Below are 16,173 nucleotides of genomic sequence, written 5' to 3' on the forward strand. Positions count from 1 at the left end.
TAGCAGTAGAAATTGCCGTAAAGTGGTCAGACCACCCTTAACCATTACATTATAACAGATGGTAAAACTCTGTAAAGTATAGTTTATTTTGCTGATTTGTCGAGTACAATATTTTCATCGCCAAAATATTGTTTTAAAGCTTGTACGCATTTGTACGAGGGATCTACAAAGTATTCACTATCAAGCTTGTAAGATTTTCGTTGTTTTTGCCGAAAGACAATGATGGGTACAGCACCGGGGTGCTCCTTCACAATTTCCCGGATAGCTTTTAAGTCTTCCTCATTTTCCTCGCCCGTTGTACGGATAAATAGTCGTTCTTCTTTCTCCGTTTTCTCTAATGCTACTTCTTCGAAAGACGTTAAGTTACTTAGCAGTAATTGCTTCGTTCCATTCCGCTCCTCCACTCTTCCTTTAACCATAACCACATTCTCTTCTTCCATTAATTTCATAGAGTTTCGATATAGCTCTGGAAACGCAACTGCATCCATGTCGCCCGTTTCATCATTAAGCGTAAGAAATGCCATATTTTCTCCACGCTTCGTGCGGATTGTTTTGATGCGTTGAATCATCACGGTACACTGTATTTCTTTTTTAGCTTCTAGAGCTAATGCAGCAGAAATAGACAAATAACCATTTCTCCTCAGCGAATCCCTGTAGGTATGTAGAGGATGGCTGGATATATAAATTCCAAGAAGATCTTTTTCATCTGACAACTTTTTCAGCGGACTAAAATCCTCTATTTCGACATAATCTGCCTCAAGTTCAATTTTATCCTGAAACAGACTCGGCTGGTCTTGAAATTCTTTGAACAGTTCTCCTTGCTCTAGCGCACGGTCGATTGACGCTAGAAGACTTGCTCTATTCGCTTTTGTTTCATCAAAGGCTCCAGCCATAATAAGGAGTTCCAACGTCTTTCTGTTCACGATTTTATGGGACACACGCAGACAAAAATCGAACAAGTCTTTAAACGGGGCATCCTTCCTTACACGAATGATCTCCTGCACAACTTGATTGCCAACCCCTTTAATAGAAGAAAGTCCCATACGGATACCAGAACCTTCTACAGAAAAGCGACCAAAGCTAAAGTTAATAGATGGCGCTGCGAGCTGTATTCCCAGCTCTTTAATTTCTTGAATATATTGATGCATTTTCTCCTGCTGATTGGCTACAGAACTCAGCAACTCGGTAAAAAAGGCAGCTGGATAGTGTGCTTTTAAGAAGGCAAGCTGATAGGATATTATACTGTATGCCACAGCGTGGCTACGATTAAATCCATAATTTGCAAAGCGAACAATCCAGGCAAAAATCTCCTCACCAACTGCTTTGTCGTAGCCGTTTTGCAGACAGCCTTGTACGAAAATTTCCTTTTGCTGTTGTAATACATGTTCCTGTTTTTTACTAATAGCACGCCGTAAAACATCCGCCTCGCCTAAGGACATGCCCGCAATTTTATTGGCAATTTGCATAATCTGTTCCTGATAAATTAAGACACCATACGTATTTGCTAAAATCGGCGCTAAATCCGGATGCGGATAACTAATCTGTTCTTTGTTATTCTTACGCTTTATATAGGTTGGAATGTACTCCATCGGACCTGGACGATAAAGGGCGTTCACGGCAACAATATCTTCAAAAGAAGTAGGCTGCAAATTACGTAGCACCTGTTGCATTCCCTGTGACTCAAGCTGAAAGACGCCATTTGTTTTTCCATTTCTAAGCAAGGAAAAAGTCTTGGCATCTCCTTGTTCAAGGTTATGTACGTCAACCTGCTTTTTGTAGGAAAAATGAATGCTCCGGACTACCCGCTCGATAAGAGATAGGTTTCGTAAACCTAGTAAATCAATTTTAAGCAGTCCTAACTCTTCAAGCTCATTCATTGGGAACTGTGTCAGCTTTGTGGTGCCTGTCCCAGGTCTTAACGGAATATGTTCCACAAGAGCTTCTTCACTAATGACAACTCCGGCAGCATGTGTAGAGACATGTCGTGGTAATCCTTCTAATCTAGCCGCTATGGAAAACAATGTTTTTAATTGAGGAGACTGTTTTATATAGGAAACAAGCTCCGCTGACTGCTTTACAAGTTCTGGGATCGGTAACTTAGCTTGTAATGGGATATGTTTTAATATATATGCTGTATCCTGATGATCTATTTCCATCGTCTTCATTACTTCTCGAAGAATTGATCTTGCTGCAAAAGTACCGAATGTAATAATTTGTGCTACATGGTCATCTCCATATTTACCTCGGACATATTCAATTACTTCATCTCTCCTCGTATCTGAAAAATCAATATCGATGTCTGGCATTGTCCGTCTTTCAGGATTTAGAAATCTTTCAAACAGCAAGTTATATTTTATCGGATCAACATCGATAATTTCCAGTAAATAGGCCACTAAAGAACCTGCTGCCGATCCCCTACCCGGCCCAACCATAATTCGATTAACTTTGGCGTATTGAATAAAATCAGCTACGATCAGAAAATAATCACTAAATCCCATCTCTGCAATAATGCGTAACTCATCTTCAAGTCGATTTTTAACTTCTTCTGTAACTGGGTTATATTTCTTATTTAGGTTTTCAAAGCATTTAGTCTCTAAATACGTTTGCGCATCCGTATGATCTGGTACTGGGAACGATGGAAGCAGCGGCTTTCCAAATTGTATCGAGACATTACATTTTTGTTTTATCGCTTCTGTCTCGAGTAAAACCTCTGGCCAAAAGGAATGGAAAGATTTTTCCATCTCCTCAGATGATGTAAGATATCGCTCTGAGTTGCCTGAACCGTTCTGGCTCCCTTCCCATTCCCAACTCTCACCATTTTTCATTGACTGCAAGCAATCAAATACAATATCATCCTGTGCATGTAAGTAGCGTACGTCATGTATTGCAGTAACTGCTACACCAGCTCGTTCATTTAGGGTCTTAAGAACAGAATGCATTTTTTCTTCATTTGAAATTCGAATATCTTGTATACCTAAATAAAAGTCTTCTTTTTCAAAGAGGCTCTCCCATTTTTTTATGTAGGACTCTAATTGTTCAAACGTTTCGTTTTCAACACGTGTTCTAAATGTGGAGTTACTTAGCGTGAATATCCCAACAACATCTTGCGCTAGATGGCGCAGCGTTTCCGCATCGATCGTTTCCTTGTCTTGTTGTTGAATCCAGGTGCTTATTTTAATAAGCGATTGATAACCCGTATTACTTTTTGCCAGCAACACACATTGCTCCTGGTTGTTTTCTTCATCTTCTATTTGTATGATCATCCCAATAATTGGCTTGATTCCCTTCTCCTTACATGCCTTATAAAAAGGGATAGTGCCATAAAGGGCATTCTCATCTGTTAACGCGATCGCATCAAAATTTAGTTCACTTGCTCTTTGTACTAACTTTTCTATCGTGATGGTGCTATTAAAAAAACTATAGCCACTTCTAACTTGCAAATGCGTATATGACATAGTATCCCGCCTTCTATTCTCTCATTCCTATTATAACAATCTCTATAGAACATGCATACGTATATGCTGATTATTTATCATAACGTCTCCAATCTCCTCATAAAATGGTAAGGACATGCCTTCGGAAGGAGTCGTTTTCATGGAAGAACGTTTTTTCGCTACTGCCATACATTGCTTCTTTATCGCCTTTGGTGTAATGGTAGGCGGATCTATTATCGGAAGTATTGGGGAATTCGCTACAGGGGATGCTCCTTTATCGGCTATCGCTACTATTGCAAAAAAACTGCGTATTTGGGCAATCGCTGCAGCAATTGGGGGAACATTTGATGCACTTAGCAATTTTGAAAGAGGAATTTTTGATGGTTCAACCATGGATATCTTTCGACAAATTGTATTGATACTATGCGCCATGGGTGGCGTTAAGACTGCAGTCATGCTCATTGAATGGCTCATCCAAGAGGAAGTATCCTAATGCATATTCCACCTTACCATAAGAAGAAAACATGGCAACGTTTCTTTGCAGGGGCACTTGTCGGCGGGATTATCGCATACATTATTTTTATTTTTATGTATGGCACCATGTATGAAAATCAGCTAAAAAAAAATCTTGAACTTACCTCCCAAGTTAATGACTTGAAAAATCAAAACGAGGCACTCTTAAAGGATACGGAAAACTTAAAAACTCCCGTTACTGTTTCGGTGATAGATATAACCATTGAAAATGCGGAGGAAATTTCATTGGACAGTCTAGTTGTTCCAAAACTTGAAGAATTGGTAAAGGATGAAATAAGTCATATTACGGGGCAAAGTGTCTCCATTGTCGACGAAATCGACCAACTCCTCATTTCAGCTATAGAAAATAAGGAATATACCATAGATGATCTTCGTTACCAATTTACCGTTCGAAAACTAACTATATCTGAAACAGTCAAAGTCTTTCTAGAAGCAGAAACCGTGAATTAAAAGTCAAAGTGAAGAACGCCAGGGCCTTAACCTCTAGTTTAACGTGACGAACCACCTTCATGTTGGAGATAAAGGAAGCACACCGAATACAATTTGGTTTTATTATCAAGAGAGAGACACCTTTTACCTATCCTTTTTCATATACTAATCTTAAAAGGGGGATGGTTATAAGATGCTCATCATGCCTTATTATAAAATGAGAGATGAAAAGCTAGCTCAATTAAGAAATGGCCACACTGCATACGCTGAATCCCGCGAACTTATTAGAATTCTAAAACGCGGAATTGAAAAGGAACAACTACGGGTTCACTATGACGAAACCCAAAAAGGCTGCTGGATTATTCCACTCATCCCTGAAAAATGTAACTATACTTAAACTCCAAAGAAAAGCCAAACGTATTCGAACTTCAGATACAGTCGAATTCGTCTGGCTTATTTCGGCTTAGCAGTATATGCTTCCCCTAATTGTTCTGTCTATGATTTAAATGCCTTGCAAACTTCCTCTAAATCTTGTACAACCTGTTCTGCTTCTTCCCAGCTGTATACAGTTGCCCCAGAAGCCATTGGATGACCGCCACCATTATATTTTGCAGCAATCTCGTTTACGATCGGCCCTTTAGATCTTAGTCTTACACGGATTAAGTCCTCTTCCTCAATAAAAAACACCCATGCTTTTATTCCTTCCACTTCGCCTAGGATACCTACAAGTTGCCCTGTTTCAACTGGTTCCACCTGAAAAGAGTCTAGAATGTCCTTGGTTAGTTTAATTGTACTTAAGCCATTTGGTGATAGTTCATAGCGTTGGAGAACATAGCCACGGAGTCTTGCAATATGCTGCTTAACGTTATATATTCCGTCATAAAGTGCCGTTCTGTCAAAATCATACGTTACAAGGTCAGAGGCATATTGAAAGGTTTTCTTTGTTGTACTCGGAAATAGGAACCTTCCCGTATCGCCTACAATGCCAGCATAAAGAGAAGCTGCTGATTTATCATTCAGTTGCAAGCCTTTCTCTTTTCCATGTAGGTACAGCTCATAAATCATTTCACTTGTTGAACTTGCTTCCGTATTTATCCAGCGTAGATCACCGTATGGATCTGTATTAGGATGATGGTCAATTTTAATTAATTTGTCGCCGAGATTATAGCGGGAATCACTTATTCTATCAGTATTGGCTGTATCACAGGTTATAACAAGTGCCTGCTTATACGTATCATCAGGTATGACATCCATTTGCAATAAAAACCCCAAGGAGGCGTCTACTTCTCCTACTGCATATACCTTTTTTTCTGGAAAGGATGCTTGAATGATTTCTTTTAACCCACCTTGAGAGCCTAGCGCATCTGGGTCGGGACGGACGTGTCTATGAATTATGATAGTGTCATAGGCCTTAATTGTGTCTATAATTTGCTGAATCGACATTTTGTTACCTCCACAGTTTTCATTTCTTTCTGGCTAAACCGATACAAAAAAGTTACAATATATAAAGATGCATCAGTCAGTCCACCGGGCTGGATCTGGTTTAGTCGCATTTTAATAAGTAAAACGGTTTATCCGTATACATACTTTCTAGGAGTGATTTCATGTTTATTTTCCCGGTTATTATCATCCTATCCGTTGTGTTCTATGTGTACTACAAGGTTGCGATCTTAAAAACAAAGGATCGTCTCACACAGGTTTATTTTAACGCACGATCCCGTATGTGCCTAGGTAGCTTCGTGTTATTCTTTGGTGTTAATCAATATGTGTATTATCAAACTCAATTATCTCTTTTTATCGGTATCTTATTCTTCGCACTAGGCGGTTTTCAACTTTACACTGGGTTTAAGGAAGCAAGACATTATAAAAATGAATACAGGCGGTTAAATCCTGCAGGTCATAAAGCTGACGAATAGAGTCAGCTTTTTAATTTGGACATTACTAACGATCAATCAATTGGGCCATGATTAAGCCTTTCCCTGCAATTTTCCGTTCATTGTATACTTCCACTTCTATTTTCGCATACATTCTGCCTGCTTCTAACAACTTTGGTTTAATCACAAGCTTGCTGTCGATTTGCATTGGCTTTAAAAAATATACGGTGAGGTTTTCAACTACTAAATCACCTTTTTTGTAATGCATTAACAGTCGACTGCTCGCTTCTGTGATTAAGGAAGTAAACACTCCATTAGAGAGCGTTCCAAGTTGATTTGTCATTTGCGGAGTTACATCTGCATGGTACACCGGTTTATCTTCCTCAGAATCAATTAACGTCCGTGACACTATATCGTCAATGGTCTCTCCAACCTGTGGTTGCCGCTGAATTTGCTGCAGTGCTTTTAGAACGTCCTGCCTGGAGATAACCCCTTGCAAACGAGAGGCTTGGTCAACTACCGGGACGACCTCGATGCCTTCCCATACCATCATATGCGCAACAGAGGCAAGTGACGTTTTTGCCTGCACGACCTGTGGGTTCTTGCTCATAACCTTATCGATTAACAGACTAGCTTCTTTGGCTACCACATCTTTTGAAGTAACCATTCCTAATACCCTATTGCTATCATCGATAACTGGAAATCTCGTATGGCCAGATTGTTCATTTAACTCATACCATTCGCCAACTGTGTCCCCTGCCTTTAGAAACCAAGATGCTTCATAAGGGGTGAAAATATCCCCAACAAAGACAATTTCCTTTTTGATTAGTTGGTCATAGATGGCCCGATTAATCATGGCAGCTACAGTAAATGTATCGTAACTTGTGGATATGATCGGCAATTCTTTTTCATCTGCTAGTCGCTTTATATGTTCCTCTGTATCAAATCCACCGGTAATCAATACTGCAGCACCTTCATTTAATGCCAATTCATGCGCTTCGACACGATTCCCGATGATTAATAGGGAGTTAGCCTCTGTATAGCGCATCATGGCGTCAAGCTGCATAGCACCGATAACAAATTTATTTAATGTTTTGTGTAGTCCTGTCTTTCCACCAAGAACTTGTCCATCAATAATGTTAATTACTTCTGCAAAGGAAAGCCTTTCGAAGTTCTCTCTGTTTTTTCTTTCAATTCGAATGGTCCCCACACGTTCTATGGTACTAACAATCCCCTGGTTCTCTGCTTCTTTAATTGCACGATATGCTGTCCCATCACTTACACCTAGTTCTTTTGCAATCTGCCTGACTGAAATTTTATGGCCAACAGATAGGGACAGGATATGCTGAATAATCTGCTCATGTTTCGTTGCCAATGGTGTCCCACCAACTTTCAACTGTACTAGTACGATATTTAACTTTTATTATACAGTTGTTCCTAGTGAAACTCAATAATTATGGGACTTGCGCCGCCCTGATTCTTGCTGTTCCATAATTGGTGGTTTGGTCATTTGTAAAAACGTTGCAAAGTTAGCTCCAACAACTAAGAACAGAAAGCCGAGCCATCCTCCCCAAAACACCGTTTCCACTGTCGTGTTTGCATAGGGAATTACCGGCCAAGCAAAATAAAGCAAAAATCCCGCTAACAATAGCCTTAAAATAGCATAGTTTCGCATAGTATCTCCTCCTATTGACCAATGTATGAAAAAAGACCACAAAACAGAACTTGATCAATCGTAGATGCAGCGGTGAAAAAAGGTTAAAAAAAATAGCCATCTGTGTGGCTATTCCGCATAGTAAGTAGAAAAGGAAATCGATGCAAATAACGAATCTCCGTCCTGGTTCAAATTTAATGTTTCGATTGTAATTAATCTTTCCCCTTCAAGTAAGGCATCTAAAAACTGATTTACTTTCTCCACACTTTTACCAGTGACCTCCATCGTATAGGTAGCTTCCTCAACCCCTGTTGTCTCTTCTTCCGTAACGTCGGTATCTTCCGTATTTCCATTCATTGCACCTATATAATCAATACGTATGTCATTTGAATTTGCCAACTTCTGTATCTCGCGTAATAAGGAATCCATTGCTAAATAATCAGGAACCAACTGAGTAATAGTCGTAAAATCTTCCGTTACATCTTTTTCCGTTTTACCGTTGCTGGCAGTAACTTGTTTTTCAAACATGGATACCTGGCTATGTAAACTATCCGCTTCACTTTTCTGTGGTTTAACCATAAGTTGATATCCTAATAAATATACGAGGCCGAGTACAATTAGAGAGCCGACCAACGCAAATATATGCTTTTTATTCAATGACTTCATCATGTGTGCCCAGCTCCTCCATTAGAATTTCTTCTTGCAATTGAACTGTTAACACAGCTTCATAGTTTTCTTCCAATGTGATGACACTCGTTAACTGTACTTCTGACACATACGCTAAATCTGATAGCTCAGCGATAAACTTTGCCACATCGTCCATACTTGGATAACTTGCTGTCACTACAAATGAATTTGCAGAAACATTTTCATAGCTTACTAGTTGTTCGGCTCCACCAAATAATCCGTACACAACGTGGAAAAGAGGTATTATAGGCGTGGCTTCTCCTTTAATTCCTTGTATCTCATTAAGCAGTTGCTCCATTTCTCTTGTTCCCGCAGTGTCTTGTTGCTGCTCAGCAATTTTAATCTCCAACCCTGTTAGATAGGTTTCAGAAGCAGAAATTTCTTTCTCCACGCTATTTTTCTGGAATAATAAAGCGGTCAATATACAACAGGCAAGAAGCAAAAACACACCTGTAGAAAGCATTAGGAATAGCTTCTTATTTGGTTGCTTTTTAATAAAATTAATTTCCGTAGTCATGTTGCTTAAACCTCATTTTTCATTGCCAGACCAAGAACGTCTGTGTATTTTGAAGGTAGCTCGCCATTTGTAAAATCCTCTACCTCTAAGGTTGACTCTATATATCTTTGTTTCAATATTGGTAAACCAGGATAATCACCAGATAATAAAAGAAGTTCTATTTGGGCATCCCCTTTTGTAATGGAATATTGGTAGAAATCAATGATGCGATTTATTTCAATTAAATACTCATCAATAGTTCGCTCAATATCTACTTCCTCTGTTGCTTGTTCCACTTTCATGTTCCTTGTAAATACAGGCTTGTTTTCTTTGAAGGCCGTTAATACAAGCGCATCTTCATTCCAGTGAACGAGAAGGATATGGTGTTGTGTTGTTTCCTGCCTCGTGGCCATGTAATACCGATATATAGACAAGGAGGTCAAATCTGCCACCACGGGACGCAGTCCTTGCTGTTCAAAAACATCAACATAATCCGTTATCTTTTCTTTTGGATAAGCAAACAGTAAAACATGTTGCTTGTCATCCTGTTTTTCAAGAAAATCTATCGCGATAGCAGGATTGGAAAAAGGTAAATAAATACTATTTCCCAGCTGTGTCTCGATATAGCCTTTCGCTTCTTCTCTTGATAAAGCTGCTGGCACTTCTAATTGCCTGATTACGACCGTGTCATCAGGTACCGCAAATAAAAGCTTTTTTCTTTTCCATTTATGCTCATGTACAAGCTGTCTGATGAGCTCAGAAAATAAAGCTTTATCCATTATCTTGCCTTCTTCTAAGACAGATGGAGGAAGCTCTAGCTCTCCGTGTTTTTGCAACCCTTCCATTTTATTGCTTTTATGATAGGTATACCGTAATTTTCGGTTCGTAATCACGATATTAACCCTGCCATTCGACATAAATCCCATACTGTCACGCCCTTATTAGAGTATTGTAATATACCAGTCTATTAATCTCTCACCATAGAAGTAAGTTATCAGGGAAGCCAGCACGATATACGGCGCAAAGGGAACCGGCTGCTTTCGGTCGATTACTTTTAGCACGATTAACAACAGCCCGACTATTGCTCCAATGATACAGGATAGAAAGAAAGCTAGAAGAGTGCCTTGTAACCCAAGCACAATACCTAGCACACCAAAAAGCTTCATATCCCCTGCGCCCATACCGCCCCTGCTAATCATAATAACTAGTGCAATAATTACCATACCAGCAATAGCGCCTACTAGACTATCCCACCACGGTTCCAGAGGTTCAAGAAAGCGTATGATAGCGAGGAACGGCAAGAAAAATAATAAAACCTTAGTGGGTATAAGCATATAAGCAAGATCTGACACAAGGATGATCATAAGCAAAGAAACGAGCAACAATGCTGTAACGATTTCCTTGTCCAATCCAATTTGTATGTAACTAAGTGCAAAAAGCACGCCTGTCAGTGCCTCAACAACTGGATAAATGGTGGAAATCGGTTTTCTACAGTATCGGCATTTACCCCGCTGTAAGGCGAATGAAAAAAGCGGTATATTATCATACCAGGCCAGTTGATGGTCACAGTTTGGGCATCTGGAACGGTCATTCGCAAAAGGAATTTTCTTTGGAACCCGCAGTCCGACCACATTAAAAAAAGACCCAAAGAGCAAGCCTAAAGCAAAAAATAACAGAATCATGACACTTTCCATTTATGTCCTCCTTCATGTTATAGATGTTTATAATTGAAGAAAACGCCCTGCTTTGGGGCAAGGGCGTTGCATGGTTATTTACACTTATTATGTTTTCTTATTCGGTATAAGTAATGACTCCATCCTCTTTACCTAACGTACCTGAATAGGTCCCACTTCCGCCTGGGACTTCTGGATTTTCCTCAAGATAACCTGCACTTACTAAATCGTCTACATCCATACCATCAGTAAAATCTTCACTAACATCTGCAAGCCTTGCTGCATTTTCAATAAGTTCTATATTTGCTATGTTAGCATCATCCCTAGACTTACTAATCACATTCCCAATCGTAGGAACAGCGATCGCCACAATAATAGCTAAAATAGCAATAACAGCTAGAAGCTCTACCAACGTAAATCCTTTTTCTTTTTTCAACATTTTTTTCATGCGTGTAAGCATAAAAATCCCCGCCTCTCTAAATATGTATATTTAGTAACACAGTCAGGTCGGTTGCACTACTTGCTCCGGATTATCAAAGTGCCCAAATAGAGATAATCCTTCATAGCATCCGTCTATTTACCTAGTACTATTATATTATACAAAATTACAAATTACCACATTTTTATTGTAAATTTTCGAACATAGAAAACATCGGTATAACAACAGCGGTTATGATACCACCTACTATGAACGTAAGAACAATAATCATAAGCGGCTCTATTAACGTTTTAATTCTATTTGATAATTGTTCTACTTCTTCTTCATAAAAAGAAGCCGCTTTTGCTAGCATTTGATCCAAAGTTCCTGTTTTCTCACCAATTTGCATCATTTGAATAATTAGTGGAGTAATCACCCAGTGGTTTTTCATTGGTTTTGTGATCGACTCACCTTCACTTAGGCTTTCCTTAGAATCATGCAATACCTCTTGTATCACTTTGTTCCCAACAACTTTTTCTGTTATCTCTACTGCTTCCAATATAGGAACTGCACTGTTAACCAATGTGCTTAATGTTTGCGTCATCCGGACCAATGCTCCCTTGTGCGCAAGAACCCCAAGAAAAGGAAAACGTAGCTTATATGTATCTATCTGATAGCGAAAACTATCATATCGTAACATATATTTCCCGAGAAAAACTAGTAATACTATAAGGAGAGCAATGCTCCACCAATAAACGCCAAGCCAATCACTAAGACTTAAAATAAATTGCGTGTACGGAGGTATTTCTTCCCCAAACGAATTAAACATAGTTACAAATTGCGGGACAATAAATACTAGTAAAAACACACTTAAAAATAATGTAATGACACCTACCACACTTGGATAAAGCAATGCGGAGACGACTTTTTGCTTATTGCGATATTCTTTCTCGTAATAATCAGCCATTTGGCTTAGAATTTCATCTAGTTTCCCACTTACTTCTCCAGCATGAATCATATTTACAAGTAGTTCAGGAAAAACATTGGAGTGTTTCTCTGCTGCAGTAGATAGCGAGACACCCTGCTCTAATTGTTTTAGCATATCATCTAGGGCCGTACGAAGCGCATAATTATCGGTTTGCTTTGACATCGTATTTGTCGCATCCGTTATGGTAATCCCAGCATGAATCAGTGTGGAATATTGTCTCAGGAACAGAACAAAGTCTTTGTTTTTAACACGCTTATTCAAAATAATATCTTTATTCCACGGTTTCGTTTCCTCGATTCGCGTAATTAAAAGTCCTTGTTTTTCTAATTCGCTAAGAGCTCGTTGCTTCGAATCACAGTCAATTTTTCCTTTAATTCGTTCACCTGACATCCGTTTGCCGACATATTGAAAGTCCATACTAGGAGCTCCTTCCTTGCATAAACGGTGCTGCTGCTTCCATGGAAATCTGATCTTCTTGCAGAAGTCGCTTCAATTCCATATCTAATGTATGCATTCCATGATCTCTTGAAGTTTGTAATACATTTTGGATTTGATGCAATTTCTCATTTCGAATAAGGTTCTTTACAGCGGAAGTATTTCGAAGCACCTCTGTTGCTGCCCTTCTTCCTGTATGGTCCTTTGTGACCAATAGACGCTGAGAAATTACCGCTTTTAAAATCGTTGACAGCTGAATACGTATTTGCGTTTGCTGAGCTGGTGGAAACACATCAATAATCCGCTCTATTGTAGAAACAGCATCTGTTGTATGTAGCGTTCCAAGAACGAGATGACCTGTCTCCGCTGCTGTTATAGCTGTAGAGATCGTTTCAAGGTCACGCATCTCTCCAAGTAAAATGATATCCGGATCCTGCCTTAAGCTAGCCCTTAAGCCATTTACAAAACTCTTTGTATCAAATCCAACCTCACGTTGATCAATAATTGATTGATTATGAGTATGCATATATTCAATCGGATCTTCCAATGTAATGATATGTTTTTGCATTGTCTGATTAATGTAATGAATCATGGAAGCAAGTGTCGTGCTTTTACCACTCCCTGTCGGCCCCGTAACAAGAACAAGACCTTGTGGTTCCTGAACAATTTCCTTTGTTACTAAAGGAAGGTTCAGTTCCTCAATTGATGGAATACGGTTCGGAATAATTCGAATTGCTAACGATAACTCCCCGCGCTGATAAAAGGCATTTATCCGGAATCGGGAAACTCCTTGAATGCCATAAGAAAAATCTAACTCTCTCGTCGTCTCTAACGTTTCCCATAAAGTTTCCGGTATAATAGATTGTACAATTTGCGTCGTTTCTGTTGGTTTTAACCGGGGCTTGTCCTGTTCAACTAGCTTGCCATTTATTCGGAAAACGGGGGCTTTCCCAATTGTTAAATGCACATCTGATGCATTGTTGTTATATGCTTCTGTAAGCCATCCTTCAATTTTGTTACGCATTCTCTCTCCCCCTTACAACCGAATGGAAACTTGCATAATCTCTTCCATTGACGTCTTTCCAGCTTTAATTTTTCCAAGTCCATCCTGCATCAGGAATGCTGTTCCCTGCGTTTTCATATAGGCTCTTAAATCAGCCATAGAGCCATTATTCAAAAGCATTCCGAGAATTGCATCATCGATTACAAGCACCTCTTGAACTGCAATTCTTCCACGATAACCGCGTTGATGACAAACGGAACAACCTTCACTATCATAGACGTGTTCTACGCTCATTCCATTGTTTCCAAAGATCTCCTTTTCCATATCTGTTGCAGGCCGCTCTATTAAACAATCTCTACAAAGCTTGCGGACAAGCCTTTGGGCTACGACACCTGATAAAGAAGACACAACTAAATATGGTTCAATTCCCATATCTATTAAACGCGGAATCGCATCAACTGCACTGTTGGTGTGAAGGGTACTAAAAACAAGGTGACCTGTTAGGGAAGCGCGGATTGCGATTTCTGCTGTTTCTTGGTCACGAATTTCCCCTACCATGATTACATTCGGGTCCTGTCGTAAAATCGAACGCAAGCCATTTGAGAAAGATAATCCAACAGAACTGTTCACTTGTACCTGATTAATTCCTTCTAATTGATACTCCACAGGGTCTTCTACTGTAACGATATTAACCGCTTCTGAATTCAATTGATGAAGTGCAGCATACAATGTCGAAGTTTTTCCAGAACCTGTAGGGCCTGTTAAGAGCACAAGACCTGAAGGACGGCTTATTAAATCTTCATATTTTTTGAGGTTGCTTTGCGAGAAGTCTAACTCATTAACTTTCTTTAATGCTTGATTTAAATCCAGTATTCGAATAACAACCTTTTCTCCGTACACTGTTGGTAGACAAGAGATTCGTAGGTCAACTGGTGTTAGACCAACCGTCGTTCTAATTCTTCCGTCCTGCGGCAACCTCGTCTGGGTAATATTTAAGTCTGCCAAAATTTTTATCCGGGCAATCAAGGCATTTTGCATCTGCTTGGCAACAATCTTCTCTGTTTGTAGCTTCCCATCAATTCGATAACGGACTTGAACGGCTGCTTCCTGTGGATCGATATGAATATCACTCGCCTTTAACTGAACAGCAGTAGTAAGCAACTGGTCAAACAACTGAATAATCGGAGCTTCCGTTTCCCCATTTTTATTGTTATCGATCATTTCTGGTTCGTTTTTGTAATAGTATTTATTGATCGCAAACAGGATATCATCCTTGGCAGCAATAACCGGTGAAATGCTAAAACCTGTTTCCATTTCCAAATCATCAATAACAAAATAATCCATTGGATCCTTCATCGCCACCATAAGTTCCGTACCACTAATCTGCAATGGCATAATCAAGTTTTGCTGAGCAGACTCCCTTGTTACAAATTGCAGGACATTTTCATCGATTGGATATCGATATAGCGACACATGTGGAATGCCTAGTTGGAATTCCAGCACTTCAATCAATTGCTTTTCTGTTATAAAGCCATGCTCGAGGAGGGCATCACCAAGTTTTTGGTTGCTTTTTTTATTTTCTATCGCTTCGTTTATTTGTTGTTCTGTAACCAGTCCAGCATCCCGGAGCAAGTCACCAAGACGTTTACGCGTAATCAAATTATTCATCCCTTTCAAAGGTTATGGTAATAGTATCGTTAGTTTCTATAGTCTGATCCATTGATCTACCAATACTTCTATAGGTAACTTCTAAATCTTCTCCTTCAATAACCTCAGGAAGAGGGTCTGGTAGTTCAATTTCGAACTGCCTAACTTCATCCAGTATAAGGATCGGATTTCCCGTTTTTGAAATTTGCAAGTACTCATCCAATTTTGTTGACAAATAATCCATTACATCTTGGACCTCATTATATTCATACGTTTCTAAAACAGATTGCACATAATCTATCCCCATTTGCGAAACTAACTCTGCATCAATACGTTTTTCTGTTGTCGTAACTTGTTTTGTTGTTTGAATAACTTGTCCAGACAACAACGTTACGAATAAGAGCAGTAATGTAATCATTAAAAGAGTTAGGACTAGCGCCGCGCCTCTTTCACCTTTCAAGTTCATGGTTTTTCCTCACTTTTTATATATGTATAAGACTCACTAATAAGGTTATTGTTTTCCCCATAAACCTTTATTTCTGCGCGATACAGATTAACTGATGCCTCTTTACAAAGACCTATAGTACTCTGGTAATTTATATTATTTAATGTGTAGGTCTTATATGAAACTCCCTTTTCCTCCCCTTTACACTCTTTGACAGGGGTAGGATACCAATCTTCTACTCTATCATTTTTAACATCATAGGCTACTTGGCCTACTAAATTACTTGCAGTAAGTTCATTTTCCGTTTTTCCAGTCCACTTAAAAATTTGTGGAAATACTGGAAGAAGTACCATAATAACTAGTGCGAGAAGCGCTATTGATGCTATAATCTCTATAAGGGTAAAACCACGATCATTATTAAAATATTTTTTGACCATTCTGATAACCACGCCTCAC

18 protein-coding genes and 1 riboswitch are annotated in these 16,173 nt (G+C 39.2%); of the genes, 4 read left to right on the forward strand and 14 right to left on the reverse strand.

Annotation, left to right across the window (positions count from 1 at the left end):
- Positions 1–83: 83 nt before the first annotated feature.
- A complete protein-coding gene (gene dnaE, locus K3T81_RS13550) occupies positions 84–3,455 on the reverse strand; it encodes a DNA polymerase III subunit alpha (RefSeq protein ID WP_238020536.1) in 3,372 nt (1,123 codons plus the stop codon).
- A 139-nt stretch (positions 3,456–3,594) separates the two neighbouring features.
- On the opposite strand from dnaE, the gene ytrH reads away from it, so the two are divergent.
- From ytrH to K3T81_RS13565, 3 genes are all read left to right on the forward strand, one after another.
- Entirely contained in the window at positions 3,595–3,927 is a 333-nt protein-coding gene (ytrH, locus tag K3T81_RS13555; RefSeq protein WP_036572123.1) for a sporulation membrane protein YtrH, read from the forward strand.
- Entirely contained in the window at positions 3,927–4,418 is a 492-nt protein-coding gene (ytrI, locus tag K3T81_RS13560; RefSeq protein WP_238020537.1) for a sporulation membrane protein YtrI, read from the forward strand. Before ytrH ends, ytrI begins: the two co-directional genes overlap by 1 nt.
- A gap of 172 nt (positions 4,419–4,590) precedes the next feature.
- Positions 4,591–4,794, forward strand: coding sequence for a YtzJ family protein (locus tag K3T81_RS13565; protein ID WP_161465011.1), 204 nt, complete (start codon positions 4,591–4,593; stop codon positions 4,792–4,794).
- A gap of 98 nt (positions 4,795–4,892) precedes the next feature.
- Here the strand turns inward: K3T81_RS13565 and K3T81_RS13570 are convergent, their stop codons facing one another.
- Complete coding sequence (locus K3T81_RS13570) at positions 4,893–5,840, reverse strand: DHH family phosphoesterase (protein ID WP_161465010.1); 948 nt, start codon at positions 5,838–5,840, stop codon at positions 4,893–4,895.
- Positions 5,841–6,001: 161 nt separating this feature from the next.
- On the opposite strand from K3T81_RS13570, the gene K3T81_RS13575 reads away from it, so the two are divergent.
- Entirely contained in the window at positions 6,002–6,313 is a 312-nt protein-coding gene (locus K3T81_RS13575; protein ID WP_161465009.1) for a YtpI family protein, read from the forward strand.
- 25 nt (positions 6,314–6,338) lie between these two features.
- Here the strand turns inward: K3T81_RS13575 and K3T81_RS13580 are convergent, their stop codons facing one another.
- The 12 genes from K3T81_RS13580 to K3T81_RS13635 form a co-directional block, all read right to left on the reverse strand.
- Positions 6,339–7,646, reverse strand: a complete 1,308-nt coding sequence (locus K3T81_RS13580; protein WP_238020538.1) for a DRTGG domain-containing protein — start codon at positions 7,644–7,646, stop codon at positions 6,339–6,341.
- Between the two features lie 72 nt (positions 7,647–7,718).
- Positions 7,719–7,946: a hypothetical protein gene (locus K3T81_RS13585; protein ID WP_238020539.1), complete on the reverse strand. Its 228-nt coding sequence runs from the start codon at positions 7,944–7,946 to the stop codon at positions 7,719–7,721.
- 108 nt (positions 7,947–8,054) lie between these two features.
- Positions 8,055–8,594, reverse strand: coding sequence for a type 4a pilus biogenesis protein PilO (gene pilO / locus K3T81_RS13590; protein ID WP_238020540.1), 540 nt, complete (start codon positions 8,592–8,594; stop codon positions 8,055–8,057).
- Positions 8,575–9,129 (reverse strand): hypothetical protein, encoded by a 555-nt coding sequence (locus K3T81_RS13595; RefSeq protein ID WP_238020541.1) that lies wholly within the window; start codon positions 9,127–9,129, stop codon positions 8,575–8,577. The genes pilO and K3T81_RS13595 overlap by 20 nt, the downstream gene beginning before the upstream one ends.
- Positions 9,130–9,134: 5 nt before the next feature.
- The gene (pilM, locus tag K3T81_RS13600; RefSeq protein WP_238020542.1) at positions 9,135–10,034 is read right to left on the reverse strand and encodes a type IV pilus biogenesis protein PilM; all 900 of its coding nucleotides are present in this window, start codon (positions 10,032–10,034) and stop codon (positions 9,135–9,137) included.
- A 15-nt stretch (positions 10,035–10,049) separates the two neighbouring features.
- A complete protein-coding gene (locus tag K3T81_RS13605; protein ID WP_238020543.1) occupies positions 10,050–10,802 on the reverse strand; it encodes a prepilin peptidase in 753 nt (250 codons plus the stop codon).
- 97 nt (positions 10,803–10,899) lie between these two features.
- Positions 10,900–11,241 carry a prepilin-type N-terminal cleavage/methylation domain-containing protein gene (locus K3T81_RS13610; protein ID WP_238020544.1) on the reverse strand — a complete coding sequence of 114 codons (342 nt, stop codon included), beginning with the start codon at positions 11,239–11,241 and terminating at the stop codon, positions 10,900–10,902.
- Positions 11,242–11,277: 36 nt separating this feature from the next.
- A riboswitch (cyclic di-GMP riboswitch) is annotated at positions 11,278–11,360 on the reverse strand.
- A gap of 44 nt (positions 11,361–11,404) precedes the next feature.
- The gene (locus tag K3T81_RS13615; protein ID WP_238020545.1) at positions 11,405–12,604 is read right to left on the reverse strand and encodes a type II secretion system F family protein; all 1,200 of its coding nucleotides are present in this window, start codon (positions 12,602–12,604) and stop codon (positions 11,405–11,407) included.
- Position 12,605: 1 nt separating this feature from the next.
- A complete protein-coding gene (locus K3T81_RS13620; RefSeq protein WP_238020546.1) occupies positions 12,606–13,646 on the reverse strand; it encodes a type IV pilus twitching motility protein PilT in 1,041 nt (346 codons plus the stop codon).
- Between the two features lie 12 nt (positions 13,647–13,658).
- A complete protein-coding gene (locus K3T81_RS13625; protein ID WP_420830837.1) occupies positions 13,659–15,284 on the reverse strand; it encodes a GspE/PulE family protein in 1,626 nt (541 codons plus the stop codon).
- A gap of 1 nt (position 15,285) precedes the next feature.
- On the reverse strand, positions 15,286–15,738 hold the full coding sequence (locus K3T81_RS13630) for a hypothetical protein (RefSeq protein ID WP_238020548.1): 453 nt from the start codon (positions 15,736–15,738) through the stop codon (positions 15,286–15,288).
- Positions 15,735–16,154: a prepilin-type N-terminal cleavage/methylation domain-containing protein gene (locus K3T81_RS13635; protein WP_238020549.1), complete on the reverse strand. Its 420-nt coding sequence runs from the start codon at positions 16,152–16,154 to the stop codon at positions 15,735–15,737. The genes K3T81_RS13630 and K3T81_RS13635 overlap by 4 nt, the downstream gene beginning before the upstream one ends.
- Positions 16,155–16,173 lie beyond the last annotated feature (19 nt).

It is taken from the genome of Oceanobacillus jordanicus, assembly GCF_022095695.1.
Classification (GTDB): Bacteria; Bacillota; Bacilli; order Bacillales; family Amphibacillaceae; genus Oceanobacillus_B; species Oceanobacillus_B jordanicus.

Coding starts and splice junctions, on each gene's coding strand:
- dnaE (WP_238020536.1), bottom strand. CDS start 3,455: ATGTCATATACGCATTTGCAAGTTAGAAGTGGCTATAGTTTTTTTAAT.
- ytrH (WP_036572123.1), top strand. CDS start 3,595: ATGGAAGAACGTTTTTTCGCTACTGCCATACATTGCTTCTTTATCGCC.
- ytrI (WP_238020537.1), top strand. CDS start 3,927: ATGCATATTCCACCTTACCATAAGAAGAAAACATGGCAACGTTTCTTT.
- K3T81_RS13565 (WP_161465011.1), top strand. CDS start 4,591: ATGCTCATCATGCCTTATTATAAAATGAGAGATGAAAAGCTAGCTCAA.
- K3T81_RS13570 (WP_161465010.1), bottom strand. CDS start 5,840: ATGTCGATTCAGCAAATTATAGACACAATTAAGGCCTATGACACTATC.
- K3T81_RS13575 (WP_161465009.1), top strand. CDS start 6,002: ATGTTTATTTTCCCGGTTATTATCATCCTATCCGTTGTGTTCTATGTG.
- K3T81_RS13585 (WP_238020539.1), bottom strand. CDS start 7,946: ATGCGAAACTATGCTATTTTAAGGCTATTGTTAGCGGGATTTTTGCTT.
- pilO (WP_238020540.1), bottom strand. CDS start 8,594: ATGATGAAGTCATTGAATAAAAAGCATATATTTGCGTTGGTCGGCTCT.
- K3T81_RS13595 (WP_238020541.1), bottom strand. CDS start 9,129: ATGACTACGGAAATTAATTTTATTAAAAAGCAACCAAATAAGAAGCTA.
- pilM (WP_238020542.1), bottom strand. CDS start 10,034: ATGGGATTTATGTCGAATGGCAGGGTTAATATCGTGATTACGAACCGA.
- K3T81_RS13605 (WP_238020543.1), bottom strand. CDS start 10,802: ATGGAAAGTGTCATGATTCTGTTATTTTTTGCTTTAGGCTTGCTCTTT.
- K3T81_RS13610 (WP_238020544.1), bottom strand. CDS start 11,241: ATGCTTACACGCATGAAAAAAATGTTGAAAAAAGAAAAAGGATTTACG.
- K3T81_RS13615 (WP_238020545.1), bottom strand. CDS start 12,604: ATGGACTTTCAATATGTCGGCAAACGGATGTCAGGTGAACGAATTAAA.
- K3T81_RS13620 (WP_238020546.1), bottom strand. CDS start 13,646: ATGCGTAACAAAATTGAAGGATGGCTTACAGAAGCATATAACAACAAT.
- K3T81_RS13630 (WP_238020548.1), bottom strand. CDS start 15,738: ATGAACTTGAAAGGTGAAAGAGGCGCGGCGCTAGTCCTAACTCTTTTA.
- K3T81_RS13635 (WP_238020549.1), bottom strand. CDS start 16,154: ATGGTCAAAAAATATTTTAATAATGATCGTGGTTTTACCCTTATAGAG.